The following is a 13,454-nucleotide window of genomic DNA, read 5'->3' as shown; positions in this document are numbered from 1 at the left end:
CTATTTTTTGTGGCCTTCCAGCTGTTTTAATGTACGGTTCAGACTGCGTATACTAACCCCAAGATAAGCTGCCATATCTTCTTTGGTAATTGGAGTTTCCAATTGAGACTGCAATTCGAGTAAACGCAGCAGGCTATGTTCTGTTGTGTATAATTGCTGATAAGATGCTCGGGTTGAAGTATTGACAATACGTTCGGAAAAAACATCTAATAAATGATTATTAAGCCCCAGATCTTTTGCGAGGAGTGCCCGGAAATAAGGAATAGAAAAGGCAAAAACACTAACATCTGTTACAGCTTCAACACTACACAGACACGGAATATTCCGCAATAGTTCTATTTCTCCAATAATTTCTCCTTTCCCAAGAAATTCAAGAATATAATCTTTGTCATTTTCTTCTTTTACAAAACATTTGGTTATACCTTCCTTTATCAACATTACTCTGGTAGGTACTTCACCCTGTTCCAGCAGTTTGCTGCCCTTAGGAAAGTTTTTTATAACGATATCTTCTTTACGTTGTTGTTCTTCGTAAAGCTGTGCTGTATAAGCTAAAAATGACTGATTGGTACGCAACATATTATTATCAGGACAAATGTCCTTTATCAAATGGATTCTGTTTCCTATTTTTGAGCCTGAAAATTACGAATTAAAATGAAAAGCAAGATAAAAACAATCGCTTTTGATGCTGATGATACACTTTGGATAAACGAACCTTACTTTCAGGAAACTGAAAAACAGTTTTGTGATATGCTTCAGGATTATTTGCCGCATCATTCTGTCTCTCAGGAATTATTCAAAACGGAAATGAAAAATCTCCATTTATATGGGTATGGTGTGAAAGGCTTCATGTTGTGCATGATTGAAACCATTGGCAGAATATCCGGAAATACAGCACCAATTAGCCTTGTCAATAAAACAATTGAACTCGGTCAGGAACTTTTACAAAAGCCTATTGAATTATTAGATGGTGTTCAGCATACTTTGGAAAGCCTTAGTGGTAAGTACAAACTAGTTGTTGCCACAAAAGGAGACCTTCTGGATCAGGAACGCAAACTTAAAAACTCTGGCTTACAAGATTATTTCCACCATATAGAAATTATGAGTGACAAGCAGATTAGTGATTATACAAAACTACTGAAGCATCTGGACTGCGAACCGGATAGCTTTCTGATGCTGGGAAATTCTATGAAATCAGATATATTACCCGTATTAGATTTGGGTGGGTATGCAGCGCATATTCCGTATCATATTACATGGGCGCACGAACAACACGAGTCTACCCTTCAGCATGAGAACTTTATGGAACTGAAAAGAATAGATCAGGTATTGGAATATTTGGATTAGCTTTTAAAGAGTACTTGCCTTTTTCCCAACCGTACTGCAATATAAACCATTAAGAAATTAAGATTATTAAGGTCTCTATTGTATAATTATCTTAATACCTAAATGGTAAAATTTTGTGCCTTAATACTAAAAAGCCCTGTCAAGGATTCTGACAGGGCTATATTTTTAAGATTCTTCTGATTCTTCATCGTTTACAAGGCTTAGTTCTCCGCGAAGATAAGCTTCATTCAGACTGTCAATATTTCTTTCCAGTCTGTTCCAGTATCGGATAGCGTTCTTATATTTATTAACAGCCGTAGCAGATACTTCGTAAAGTTTAGACTCATAATCGTTGTCATCCTGGCTAAACAATACCGGAGCTATCCTGCCATCTACAGTTTCTACAAGATCGAAATGCCAGAAATTAAAAATATCTTCATCTCCATTTTCCTGACGGATAACGCTTATACGGCTGCCATAATCTTCCTGAGAATTTTCTTGTCGGAATTGTAAATGCAATGAACCTAAATCAAGGGATGCATCGTCTGTATAGTATTGCTTACTTTTTTCCTGTACCAATGGCAGATTGAGTATTCGTTCTAACTTTTCACGGGTAACTGTTTTTCTGAACAAATTCTTGAGGTGAACCATTTCTGAATATTGCCACAAAAATACATTCCATTGGGTATTCATAAAATCCTGAAACTCCTGCGATGCATTCTTATCCAGAACCAACCACTTGTCTTCCGGAAAAATCTTATAGGCCTGTTCTACTCGGTATTCTTTTTTTCCGGTTAGTTTACCCAGCATATTCTGGTGTTCTGTAAAGTAAGCCATACAGGCAAATTTTTCTTCGTACTGGAAATATACAGCTGTTGTTTCGGGACTCCCAATAATAGTAAAAATTCTGCGGAATACAGGACCATCCCAATATTCCAGAGCAAAACTCTCGCCTTCCACAGGAGCCTTTCCAACAAGAATATCACTATCCAGGAAACGTTTCAAATTGTTTTCACTAACGATATTATCTTCAAAGAAAAATGAAAAGTCCTCTTCCGGTCTTTTGTAAGGTTTCACATTGTCCTGTAATACAGAAAGGTCTTGCTCCATAGCTTTCATTAAACCTGAAACGAAAATCCAATCTTTCCAGGAATAGATTTCCTCTTCTGCCAGATCTTCTGCGGACAGCAAATATTCAGGGCGCAGTAACTGGCGAATATGCTCGTCGTCTTCATAATCATCTTCGAAGTCGTCCCATAGTAAATGTTCTATGAAAATATTTGTATGCTCTTCAAAGCGCTTATAGTCTACTCCATAATCTGTATTGATGAAAACCTTTGCCTGGATAGAGCCTCTTACCTGTAATTCACCGTGATTGTAATCACCCCAGAAAAGCTGATTTACAATAAGGTCCCCCGCTACAAATATTTCCTGGCCACCCACAACTATATTATTTGCTGTAAGATTTCCCATAACAACAAGTCCGGTGGAACCATCGGTTTCATTATTGTAAATATTACCCGCCTTAACATTTCCTTCTACGAAGATAAAATAACATAAATCTTCGGGCTCTTCTCCATCAAAGAAATAGGAATAAGAATTGTCCAGATCCAGCGGTTTTTCTAATACCAAATCTCCTTCATGGCGTAATACCCATGCTTCTTCGGCATCAAAATACCTTTCGTTTATATAATTGGTATCTTCGGGCAGTAGATGTCTTATATCCTGATATTTTACTCGCTTCATCATTATTTGAATTATAAACTATAATTGATATGTATAGAATCCCGAAACTACGAAATTATTTTAGCATATAAATAGTCTGGACGCTTCTATTATTCAGGAATAAGGATATAGTTTATCTTTTAAATTGTACTTTTGTCCAAGTCAACTCTTAATTCTCCTATACCTTTGTATCATGTACGAAAAGCTTATTCAGCTTATTACAGAACGGGTAATACTTTCTGATAAAGAAAGAGAATGGTGTGCATCTTATTTCGAACCTGTTGTCTATAACAAAAACATGTGCATAGAAGCGGAAGGAAAGATTCCTCAGTATCTCTATTTTATTGTTTCGGGCTATGTAAGGCTTTTTCATCAGAATGAAAAAGGTGAAGAAATGACAACGCATATCAATTGTCCGCCAGGCTTTATTACGTCTTATTTCAATTATATCAACCAAACGCCGTCAGATGAAAATCTAGAATGTATAACAGATTGTCAGCTGCTAAGAATTACCAAAACCGATCTCGACAAACTGATTGATAAAAGTTCCGCTTTTAAAGATTTCAGTATTTCAGTATTCCAACAATCAATCTCCTACAACGAGAACCGTTCCAAAGAACTCGCTACACTTACTGCACAGCAGCGTTATCTGAAACTAATTAAAGAATATCCAAATATCCTCCAGAATGTCCCCCTGCAATATATCGCCTCATTTCTGGGCATGAATCCTAAAAGTTTAAGCCGAATCCGCAAACAAGTGATTAGGTAACATTTGTGAAGTGATTTCGAATCTGCAACGCTGAACTTTGCAGCATCAATTAAAATCAGCTACACATGAGTAATCATAATCTGGCACTGGTTTCCGGAGCCAACGGACATCTGGGAAACAATCTGGTGCGTTTATTATTAAAAAAAGGTATTCCGGTACGGGCCACAGTTAGAAACACTAAAAATAAAGAACCTTTTAGGGGACTGAACTGCGAAGTTGTTCAGGCCAACATTACGGATAAAGCTTCTTTTGTGAAAGCCTTGCAGGGCGTTGAAACATTCTATGCTGTTGGTGCCTCATTCAAATTATGGGCGAAAAACCCTGAAAAGGAAATCTACGATGTGAATATAGAAGGAACCCGTAATACCATAGAAGCAGCTGCAGAGGCTGGTGTAAAGCGGATTGTATATGTAAGCTCTATTGCAGCGCTGGATTATACAAAGCTACCGACCAAAGAAAGCAATGGTTATAATCCCGACAGACGGGATATGTATTACAATTCTAAAAATGACGGTGAGAGACTGGCCTTGAAGCTGGCAGATGAATTGGGAATAGAATTAATATCCGTAATGCCCGGAGCAATGATTGGAAGTGAAGCTTTTTTCCCGTTAAATGTTTCTTATGGCATCCTAAAACTTATACTGAACAAGGAAATTCCTATGGATACAAGGATTACATTAAACTGGGTTGATGTAAAAGATGTGGCAGAAGGTTGTTTTCAGGCTGCAGAAAAAGGCCGTCCCGGGGAACGCTACATTCTGGCTAATGAACAATGTATGACCATTACTGACACAACGGTTCTGGCAGGTAAACTATATCCGGAACTTCAGCTAAAAAAGCCTGCTGCTGTTCCGAAATTTATATTATATACTCTTGCAGGAATTATGCAATTCTCGGCAAAACTTAAAGGAAAACCACCTGTTCTTACCATAAAAGACATTGCAATGTTCTCTGGCTTGCAGCAAAATTTTGATATTTCTAAAGCCCGAAATGAGCTTGGTTTTAATCCTAAAAAACCAAAACAGATTCTGAAAGAATCCTTTGCTTACCTGATGGAGCATAAAGAGCTTTTGTAAACACAATCAACATATATACGGATCAGCCTGCTAGGCTGATCTGTTCCTATCCAAACTAATCTGCTAGTACACTATCAATAAATGATTTCGCAACTTTTAATGTAAGCTCTGGTGATTCTTTATGGGGTGTATGTCCTGTCCCTGGTACTATATATTTTTCAGATTGCCCGCTTACCTGATTAATTGTTTTGTCAACCTGATCCATTGTTCCATATTCATCATTTTCTCCCTGAATAAATAGCAAAGGACAAGTAATATTTGATAAGAAATGTTCAATATTCCAGTCTCTGTAATCAGCTCTTGTCCAGGTTTCTGTCCATGCCCGAAATAGTGTTTCGGTCTTGTCACCATGATATTTTTCCAGACGCTGTGACAAATTGGTATTTGTATAAGCATCCATCGCTTCATAAATTCCTTTCAGAGTCACATCTTCCACAAATATGTGACCTGCTTCACAGATTACGGCTTTAATATTTTCAGGATATTTAGCTGCTGTAAGTAATGCTATGGTACCTCCGTCACTATGCCCAAACAAAATAGCATCAGTAATACCAGATTTTGCCAATACCTTATGTAAAACATCTGCTTCCGTCTCCATATAATATGTTGCTCTTTCATGTGTTGGCATTGGATCCGATTTCCCATATCCCAAACGGTCATATATCAGTACATTACATTGTGCGGCTGCCGCCAATTGATGTGGAAAATCCCGCCATAACTGTGTACTTCCTAAACTATCATGTAAAAAAACTAGAACCGGACGATCTTTATATTCATTGACAAATTCAGTATATAGTTTTTTACCATTAATAGCTGTAAAAGCTTCTGAATCGTGTATCATAAATTCCTTTATCTGTGACAGCAAAGATAGCCATAATACAGCTTACTTCTAATTACAGAGCTTCAATCAATCCATATATTTAGAACAAGAAAAAGCCTACGAACATAAATTCTTTGCTTCACTTTATCTGAATTTTGATATACTATACTTTATCTTCATTCCAGTAATAACCATCAGGATAAATACGCTGTCCAAATATTGCTGTTCCCACCCTTACTATTGTTGCCCCCTCTTCTATCGCTGTTTCCAGATCTCCACTCATTCCCATAGACAGTTCTTTCATTTCTACCCCCGGGATATTGTGAGATATAATCTGTTGCTGTAAATTCTTTAACAACCGGAAACATGTTCTCACTTTTTCTGTTTCTGCGCTAAAAAGACCTATAGTCATCAATCCTTTTATTTTCAGAGCGCTTAATTCTGAAACCTGTTTAACCAGCTCTAATGCCTTGTCGGGATGTACACCAAATTTGCTTTCTTCATCGGATGTATTCACCTGAACCAATACATCCATTGTCAGGTTTTCAGATACTAAACGCTGATGTAATTTTTCTGCCAGGTCTATGCGGTCAAGTGACTGGATACAGCTTACATTATATTTCAGAATATCTTTTACTTTATTGGTCTGCAGGTGCCCAATAAAATGGTTGGTATGAGGTATTTCTTTTAAAGCTTCATATTTTTCTTTTAGCTCCTGAACTTTATTTTCAGCAATAAGTGTGCAGCCTGCTTCCAATGCAAGCTTAATACGGTCAGCGGAAACTGTTTTTGTAGCCAGTAACAGCCGAACTTCATTCGGATTTCGGTTACTACGGCTGCAAGCAGCTTCTATCCGCTGGAGAATATTTTGTAGGTTATGATTAATCTGATCCAGCATTTTAATTAACTTATTAAGGTTTAAACAAAATATGGCGGACTATAAGGATCCGCCATTTATATTTTACTTCCACCAGTGGTAGTAATTGTGTAATCCATCATACTCGAAGCCACAACGTGGATATAGTGTATTTCCTATATCATTTGTTTTCTCAGTTTCCAGCATCAGTCCGCAAGCTCCGGTTTCTTCACACCATTGTTTGCTTCGGTCTATCAATGCAACCGAAAGTCCTTTCCCTCTGTAATCCGGGTGAACAAACAAATCGCTTAGTAACCATTGCTTTTGCAGTTTTGTATAATGAAAAAGCTTATAAAGCTGAACAAATCCAACAGCCTTACCATCTGCTATTGCCAAAAAGATATCGGATTCACTATTCAGGAATCTTTCTTTCAGAAAAGCTTTTCCATTCTCTACATCAGATTCCTGTCTGTAAAAAACACGGTAAAGATTAAATAGTTCAGCTGCTTCATTTAAGTCCTCAAGACTTGCTTTTGTAATTTTGTAATCCATAGTTAAATATTTTATTCTGATGCAAAAGTATCAGTTAACAGGACTACCAAACTGGTCCAGAATTAATATAATATCTGATCCAGAAAATTCATCAACTATTTATCCACGGAACATTACACTCTTAGTACCCCTCGAAATCCTCGGGCAGCATAATAGGAATCAGCACCGTTATGGTAAAGAAATACTGTATTGTAGCGGCGATCACAAAAAACAGCTCCACCAAGTTCACGAATATTGGCAGGTGTTTTTATCCAGCTTGAAGTTTTCAAATCAAATTTCCCCAATTCCTGCAATAATCTGTACTCTTCTTCAGTTAATAACTCAATACCCATTTCATTAGCAATATCAATAGCAGTATTCTCTGGTTTGTGTTCTTTTCTGGCTTTCCAGGCTTCGCGATCATAGCAAAGGCTTCTGCGACCCTTAGGGCTCTCTGCTGAGCAATCATAAAATATATATTCACCTGTTTTAGTATTATAATCTACGACATCGGGTTCTCCTTCTGTTCTTTCCATCTCATTCAGCGACCATAATTTAGCGGGACTAGCTTCTAATTTTTCCTGAACTTTATTCCAATCCAGTCCTTTATGGCGTGAAATATTTTTTTCGAAGCGGGTTTTAAGGCTCTTTAATAATGCTTCTTTTTGATCTGCCGATAATACATTTTTACGGGTGCTCATATAAGTTTTTATTTTGTGATTAACTGATAATTATACAAATGTAATTATTTGGAAGGCTTATAACCACAAAAATTATGTTAGTATTCTACTGTTTTTCAGAGCGCAAAGATTTAATCTTATGACAAAATTATTTCTAGTATTTAGAGAATAAAGAGGTTAATCATTTTTGTTAATCCTTGTCAAGATTTGAAACCTTGACAAGGCTGTATTAAAGTACAATAAAAACCCCGCCATAGCTTTATACTGTGACAGGGCTCTAAAAAAAACTGATTTTTTCAATGTAAAATACTATTATAAATACTTCACATTATATATTTTAATCGAACTTAGCAATGGCTTTCAATTTAAAGTCAGATATAGTATTATTTATTTTGAATTTTTAAGTTGTAATGCTCTCTGATAGAAAGACTGACTGGCAATTTTTTCTTCAGCCTCATCTATAGCCTTCAGCAGATTATTCTCATTGTCTGCAATATCACCCAGTATTTTTGACATCAGTTCCCATACCGGCTGCATTTTCTCAATAAGTTCTTTTCCTGTAGAAGTAAGCATGAATAATCTTTTGCGTTCATCCTGCTTATCTTTTTCCCATTGTATCAGCTCTTTTTTTTCCAGTTCTTTTAAAAGGTTTATTGTAGAGGGATGAGTGTAACCAATCTCATTTGCAATCTCTACAACACCTGCCACTTCTTTCTTGTAGATTGTAAAAATAACAGGAAACCATTTGAGCTCGAAGTCAATTCCGAAAGTCTGATAAATCAGGGCACCATCCTTTCTCAATTGTTCACTGAGGCGATGGAGCCTGGTGGATATCGCCAGGATTCCTGCTTCATTAATTACATTCATATTTTAATTAATTTTTAAGTGGTAAAAAACATCATCAGCACTCATTAACGGAAACTTTACCGGAAGGCTCTCTTTGTCAGTTTTCGTAAAATGATTTCGCTCATAGAAACGTTGTGCTGCTTTTAGTACTGATACTGTCCCCAAATATATGTCATCAATATGATTGTCACTACAATATGATATTAAAGTCTCCAATAAAATCTGAGCGACATTATATTCTTTACCTCTGAATTCTTGTTTAACAAACATCTTGCGAATTGCCCCTGCTTTTTCGTCAAATTTCACGATAGCAATAGAACCAACCAATTCCCCATCGATAAAAGCACCCCAAAAATTTCCTCCGGAAGCCTGATAAAAACTTTCAATTTTAATCAAATCCGGCTGATCCTGTATGGTTACAGGAATATTAAATTCCTGCTGCTGAATTGTCAGAATAAGGTCTACAAGCTGTTCTGAATAGGAATCTCCTATGGATTGAATATCTAATTTCATTGTATTTATTTATTAAGTACAAAACTACGTAGTTGAATACATATTTACAAATAAAAATTAATTTTTAACATAATTATATACTATCATATGAGTTGGAAAACCTGGATTTAGTCTGGGATATACTGACTAAAGTCTATTGTAGTTTAGATTTCTTATTTCTGAATCCATTTGCTAACCTCAGGCGCTTTGTAATTTTTCATCATGTCCAATAATTCATCTATTGAATCACTTGTGAGTAGCATTTCCTGATTAATCTCTTTTAAAAAACCTTTACTTACCATTGTCTGAACAAATGCCAGCAATTCATTATAAAACCCATTGATATTGAGAATTCCTATTGGCTTCTGATGTAATCCCAGCTGTGCCCAGGTAAGCATTTCAAAAAACTCTTCCAGTGTTCCGAAGCCACCCGGTAGTGTAATTACTCCGTCGGATAATTCATTCATTTTAGTTTTACGCTCATGCATGGTATCAACTAAAATAAGCTCTGTAAGACTTTCATGAGCAATTTCCTTCCCTTTCAGAAAATGAGGCAATACTCCTATAGCTTCGCCATTATTTTCGATAACACCATTGGCAACAGTCCCCATCAGACCAACATTAGCACCACCATATACCAATCCTATATTTTGCTTTGCCAATGCTTCTCCCAATTCATAAGCCTGTTTTTCATATACAGCCTCTGTACCAAAACTCGATCCGCAAAAAACTGTTATTCTTTTTATTTTTCTATCCATTTGTTGTTTCCTGATTTATTATAAAGCTCTTCCCTATTTATACGGAACATGAACTTTACCTTTTTGTTTTACTTCAGATTAATACTATAATCTTTACTGCAATTTACAAAAAAGCCGGGAAAAGATTTCCCGGCCAGAGCTGTATTAAGCGATTTTAATATGGCATTTAATTCTGAAAAAATGGATCAATTATTTAACCACAGCAACAGGTTTTTTCTTATTTCGTCTTCCCCACCATATAAGAACACCTGTAATGGGTAAACTGGAACAGATAATTCCTACAACAAATGTTATAGTCTTTCCGATATAACCTCCCCAATAACCAACATGCAAATCGAAATTAGTGTGCTCTATTTTTTCATGATTCTCCAAAACCTCCGGCATTGCTATTTCATTTCCGGTATATCTGTCTAATGTTATATTGTAGCCGTCTATTACGCTTTTCAGTCCAATAAATTTCCCTGTCAGAATAGAATACGTAGTAGCATCATCACCACCAAAGAAACTTACCCTAATCTGTTTATTATCCGGATGTCTTACTCTGGTAATCTCTATGGCGTCCTGCATTGTAATAAATTCTTTTCCTTCAACAAAAGCCGGTTCATACTTTTTAGATAATTTACGTGCCTCGGTTGCAGGCACTCCGCCAAAGGATTTCTGGGCAAAGCTCTCCAGTACCTCATAAGCCATAATAAGACCTGTAATGGTAACAAATAGAGCCGGAATAACAACATAGAAGCCTAATACATTGTGCAGATCGTAATTTCGGCGCTTCCATTTTACTCCTCTTTTAAATTTAAAAGAAGATGTTCTGGTTGCTTTTGTCCATTTTTGTGGCCACCAGAGAATAAGCCCTCCCACAAGCTGAATAAAAAATATAATGGAAGCGATTCCCACTACTGTTTTTCCAAATCCACCTAATAACAGTTGGCTGTGTATATGGGCTATAACATAGAAAAAACGGTAAGCCATTGTACTTCCGATTTCTTTTCCGGTATAAGGATTGACATAAGTATAGGAGAATCCACCCCTTTTAACTCCGGAGGCAATCCTAAAGCTTCTTTCAGGATCTTTATACTCATCAATATAAAAGGCTTTTCTTCCTTCTTCTTTATGCCGCGCATTAAACTCTGCTATTAATACATCGGCATCCATTTTCTGTTGTCCTTCTCTGTACTCTGTATATTTATCGCTGCCAGCGACCAAATCAATAATCTCGTCGCAGAAAACAAATAAAGTCCCTGAGAGTACAACAACAAAAACAATTAAACCAGATATCAGCCCCAACCATAAATGCAGCCAGCTTGTAATTTTTTTTAATAATGTTTTTCCTCTTTTTTTGTGATGTTTCTTTTGTAGTATATGTAAGTCTTTGTCCATGCTGAAATAAAACCGAAACCTATTGGCTAACAACAGGCTTCGGAAAAGTAAAATTTAAAATTTAAAAGAAAAGTTAGCTAATATCTCCCTCGGCTTCTGGGGTTGTCCGTAGAAATTCCAATAGGTGGTATTGCTCGCATTATTCAGCTTCAAGCCGACTCTGTATCTGGATCTGTCATAGAATATCGTAGCTCCTAGATTAACATAAGAAGGAACTAAATATCCCGATACATAATCCAATTTGGTTTTATCTACAAAATTGGCTCCTATCCCAAGTCCTAAGCCCTCTACAACACCGCTTTGGAACTTATAACTAGCCCAAAGGTTACCGACATGTTTAGGTGTCCATATTAGTCTTTTACCATCATTTGCGCTTCTGTCCTGTAACTTATTATCGTTATAACCATATCCGGCAATAATATTAAGCCCGGATACAGGGTTTACAATCACCTCAGCATCTATACCACGGCTCATGGTTTTTCCGTCCTGGTAGCTTCCAATACCATCCGGAGTAGCAATAAGTCTATTAGTCACTCTAAGATCATAATAACTGATCGTTGCCAGAAGCTTTTTATTTAGTACATCGAATTTAGCCCCGAACTCAAACTGATTTCCTTTTTCGGGAGCCCATTTTTCCATTACACCATTCTGATTTAGTGAAGGTGCATTGTATGTAAATCCGTTTACATAGTTGGCAAATGCTGAAATTTTATCTTTAACTACTTCGTACACCACACCAAATTTTGGGGAAAATGCTGATTTTGAGAATTCGGTTTTGGTATTCTTCACCCCATTTTCCAGGCTTGGATCACTATTGTAATAATCCCATCTCAAACTTCCCATTACATGTAAGTTTGGCGTAACATCCAGTACATCGGATACATATCCACTAATCGTACTAAAAGTATCGGTTTGGTTATTGGTAGCTGTTCTCTCTAGTTTATTGACTCCACTTCTGGAAATCCCCTGCCAAGGCGTAGTATCATCTAATTTTACCTGGTCATAAACCGCGAATACATTATTCTTGAACATCGGATACTGATTCTTGGAATCCTGTAGAAAATAATCAATTCCAACAACCATTCTGTTTCTTAGCTTTCCGATTTTGAAATCACCAACAAAGTTCTGTTGGATATTATTGGTGGTAATTTTATACATATCAAAGGGTCTGATACCTCTTCTTACAGTATTATTATCCAGATAAGTAAGCACAAGGAAAATAGATTCATTTTCTACAGACTCCCCTCTCTGAAAAGAGGTTCTGGATGTCCACTGATCATTGATCTTGTATTCTACCTCTGCCATGGTATTGAAGACATTTCTTCGGGATCCGATATCGTTACTTGTAAACGAACGGTCGTGCACACTGGTAAGATCTTTAAGCGATTTTATAGTAAGAACACCAGAGTTTCGGACAAAAGCATTCATCGTTTTATAAGGTGCATAATAATCGGCATCAAAGCTTATCTTCAAACGGTCCGATACTTTATATACAACACTTCCGGCAAAGAATGTTCCTTTGCTAAATCCTGAATCCTGAAATGAATCCTGAGAGAAAGTAGCAAAATTAAATCTGGCCAAAGCTGTTTTTTCTTTGTTCAGAGGTGTATTTACATCAGCTGTCACTCTATTCATTCCCCAGCTACCTGTAGTATAGGTTATTAATCCTCCAAATCTTTCCTGTGGCTTTTTCGTAATGATATTCACTACTCCGCCATACTTGGCCATCGTCCCGCCGAACAGAGTTCCGGAGGGTCCTTTCACCACCTCTATCCTTTCGATATTACTAATTTCGGTCTGTGTTCTTGGGTTTATAGCCAGTCCATTTCTAAAGCTGGCATTACTTGTAAAACCTCTGAGGAAAATATCATTTCCACTATCATTAACCCCATTATTCACAACCACTCCCGGAACAGTTGCTACTGCGGTATTGAAGTCTATTGCTGTAGTCTCACTAATCAGTTCCTTCGGTACCACACTATAAACTGTTGGGTTCTCAAGGTTCTCCAAAGGAAGCCTCGCAACAGTTTCGGATTTTTTGGTTCTGAAACTTTTAGTTCCCTGAAGACTCACTTCCTGAATCGTTCCTACACTTGTCGTATCGGACTTCGTATGCTGGGCATAGAAGAATAAAGGCGCTACCAATACCGACAAATGGGTAATTCTCTTAATCATAATATATCTGTTTCTGTAAAAAA

General features: G+C 36.9%; 14 protein-coding genes. 3 read left to right on the top strand and 11 right to left on the bottom strand.

Translation table 11 applies throughout. The annotated features are described in order from the left end of the window. Nucleotides 1–576, bottom strand: a complete 576-nt coding sequence (locus C8J95_RS03785) for a Crp/Fnr family transcriptional regulator (protein ID WP_107808819.1) — start codon at nucleotides 574–576, stop codon at nucleotides 1–3. 75 nt (nucleotides 577–651) lie between these two features. On the opposite strand from C8J95_RS03785, the gene C8J95_RS03780 reads away from it, so the two are divergent. Continuing rightward, nucleotides 652–1,344 carry an HAD family hydrolase gene (locus C8J95_RS03780; protein ID WP_107808818.1) on the top strand — a complete coding sequence of 231 codons (693 nt, stop codon included), beginning with the start codon at nucleotides 652–654 and terminating at the stop codon, nucleotides 1,342–1,344. Between the two features lie 165 nt (nucleotides 1,345–1,509). On the opposite strand, the gene C8J95_RS03775 is transcribed toward C8J95_RS03780, so the two are convergent. Then, the gene (locus C8J95_RS03775) at nucleotides 1,510–3,072 is read right to left on the bottom strand and encodes a hypothetical protein (RefSeq protein ID WP_255412710.1); all 1,563 of its coding nucleotides are present in this window, start codon (nucleotides 3,070–3,072) and stop codon (nucleotides 1,510–1,512) included. Between the two features lie 169 nt (nucleotides 3,073–3,241). Here C8J95_RS03775 and C8J95_RS03770 point away from each other — a divergent pair, with 169 nt between their 5' ends. Then, nucleotides 3,242–3,817, top strand: a complete 576-nt coding sequence (locus tag C8J95_RS03770) for a Crp/Fnr family transcriptional regulator (protein ID WP_107808817.1) — start codon at nucleotides 3,242–3,244, stop codon at nucleotides 3,815–3,817. A 65-nt stretch (nucleotides 3,818–3,882) separates the two neighbouring features. Then, a complete protein-coding gene (locus tag C8J95_RS03765) occupies nucleotides 3,883–4,893 on the top strand; it encodes an NAD-dependent epimerase/dehydratase family protein (protein ID WP_107808816.1) in 1,011 nt (336 codons plus the stop codon). Between the two features lie 55 nt (nucleotides 4,894–4,948). Here the strand turns inward: C8J95_RS03765 and C8J95_RS03760 are convergent, their stop codons facing one another. The 9 genes from C8J95_RS03760 to C8J95_RS03720 all read right to left on the bottom strand — a co-directional run bounded on the left by C8J95_RS03760 (nucleotide 4,949) and on the right by C8J95_RS03720 (nucleotide 13,431). Further along, nucleotides 4,949–5,734 carry an alpha/beta fold hydrolase gene (locus tag C8J95_RS03760; protein ID WP_107808815.1) on the bottom strand — a complete coding sequence of 262 codons (786 nt, stop codon included), beginning with the start codon at nucleotides 5,732–5,734 and terminating at the stop codon, nucleotides 4,949–4,951. 142 nt (nucleotides 5,735–5,876) lie between these two features. Further along, nucleotides 5,877–6,611, bottom strand: a complete 735-nt coding sequence (locus C8J95_RS03755) for a YggS family pyridoxal phosphate-dependent enzyme (RefSeq protein ID WP_107808814.1) — start codon at nucleotides 6,609–6,611, stop codon at nucleotides 5,877–5,879. 63 nt (nucleotides 6,612–6,674) lie between these two features. Further along, on the bottom strand, nucleotides 6,675–7,121 hold the full coding sequence (locus C8J95_RS03750) for a GNAT family N-acetyltransferase (RefSeq protein WP_107808813.1): 447 nt from the start codon (nucleotides 7,119–7,121) through the stop codon (nucleotides 6,675–6,677). A gap of 113 nt (nucleotides 7,122–7,234) precedes the next feature. Then, entirely contained in the window at nucleotides 7,235–7,801 is a 567-nt protein-coding gene (locus tag C8J95_RS03745; protein WP_107808812.1) for a DUF4256 domain-containing protein, read from the bottom strand. A gap of 366 nt (nucleotides 7,802–8,167) precedes the next feature. Next, nucleotides 8,168–8,647, bottom strand: a complete 480-nt coding sequence (locus C8J95_RS03740) for a MarR family winged helix-turn-helix transcriptional regulator (protein WP_107808811.1) — start codon at nucleotides 8,645–8,647, stop codon at nucleotides 8,168–8,170. Nucleotides 8,648–8,650: 3 nt separating this feature from the next. Next, the gene (locus tag C8J95_RS03735; protein ID WP_107808810.1) at nucleotides 8,651–9,139 is read right to left on the bottom strand and encodes a GNAT family N-acetyltransferase; all 489 of its coding nucleotides are present in this window, start codon (nucleotides 9,137–9,139) and stop codon (nucleotides 8,651–8,653) included. 152 nt (nucleotides 9,140–9,291) lie between these two features. Then, nucleotides 9,292–9,876 (bottom strand): TIGR00730 family Rossman fold protein, encoded by a 585-nt coding sequence (locus C8J95_RS03730; protein WP_107808809.1) that lies wholly within the window; start codon nucleotides 9,874–9,876, stop codon nucleotides 9,292–9,294. A 189-nt stretch (nucleotides 9,877–10,065) separates the two neighbouring features. Continuing rightward, entirely contained in the window at nucleotides 10,066–11,256 is a 1,191-nt protein-coding gene (locus tag C8J95_RS03725) for a PepSY domain-containing protein (protein ID WP_107808808.1), read from the bottom strand. Between the two features lie 54 nt (nucleotides 11,257–11,310). Then, nucleotides 11,311–13,431 (bottom strand): TonB-dependent siderophore receptor, encoded by a 2,121-nt coding sequence (locus C8J95_RS03720; RefSeq protein ID WP_107808807.1) that lies wholly within the window; start codon nucleotides 13,429–13,431, stop codon nucleotides 11,311–11,313. Nucleotides 13,432–13,454: the final 23 nt, after the last annotated feature.

This window comes from Elizabethkingia sp. YR214, assembly GCF_003058195.1.
Lineage (GTDB): Bacteria > Bacteroidota > Bacteroidia > Flavobacteriales > Weeksellaceae > Elizabethkingia.
The sequence above is the reverse complement of the archived record's forward strand: the minus strand, read 5'-3'. Positions and strand labels throughout refer to the sequence as shown.

Coding starts and splice junctions, on each gene's coding strand:
- C8J95_RS03785 (WP_107808819.1), bottom strand. CDS start 576: ATGTTGCGTACCAATCAGTCATTTTTAGCTTATACAGCACAGCTTTAC.
- C8J95_RS03780 (WP_107808818.1), top strand. CDS start 652: ATGAAAAGCAAGATAAAAACAATCGCTTTTGATGCTGATGATACACTT.
- C8J95_RS03775 (WP_255412710.1), bottom strand. CDS start 3,072: ATGATGAAGCGAGTAAAATATCAGGATATAAGACATCTACTGCCCGAA.
- C8J95_RS03770 (WP_107808817.1), top strand. CDS start 3,242: ATGTACGAAAAGCTTATTCAGCTTATTACAGAACGGGTAATACTTTCT.
- C8J95_RS03765 (WP_107808816.1), top strand. CDS start 3,883: ATGAGTAATCATAATCTGGCACTGGTTTCCGGAGCCAACGGACATCTG.
- C8J95_RS03760 (WP_107808815.1), bottom strand. CDS start 5,734: ATGATACACGATTCAGAAGCTTTTACAGCTATTAATGGTAAAAAACTA.
- C8J95_RS03755 (WP_107808814.1), bottom strand. CDS start 6,611: ATGCTGGATCAGATTAATCATAACCTACAAAATATTCTCCAGCGGATA.
- C8J95_RS03750 (WP_107808813.1), bottom strand. CDS start 7,121: ATGGATTACAAAATTACAAAAGCAAGTCTTGAGGACTTAAATGAAGCA.
- C8J95_RS03745 (WP_107808812.1), bottom strand. CDS start 7,801: ATGAGCACCCGTAAAAATGTATTATCGGCAGATCAAAAAGAAGCATTA.
- C8J95_RS03740 (WP_107808811.1), bottom strand. CDS start 8,647: ATGAATGTAATTAATGAAGCAGGAATCCTGGCGATATCCACCAGGCTC.
- C8J95_RS03735 (WP_107808810.1), bottom strand. CDS start 9,139: ATGAAATTAGATATTCAATCCATAGGAGATTCCTATTCAGAACAGCTT.
- C8J95_RS03730 (WP_107808809.1), bottom strand. CDS start 9,876: ATGGATAGAAAAATAAAAAGAATAACAGTTTTTTGCGGATCGAGTTTT.
- C8J95_RS03725 (WP_107808808.1), bottom strand. CDS start 11,256: ATGGACAAAGACTTACATATACTACAAAAGAAACATCACAAAAAAAGA.
- C8J95_RS03720 (WP_107808807.1), bottom strand. CDS start 13,431: ATGATTAAGAGAATTACCCATTTGTCGGTATTGGTAGCGCCTTTATTC.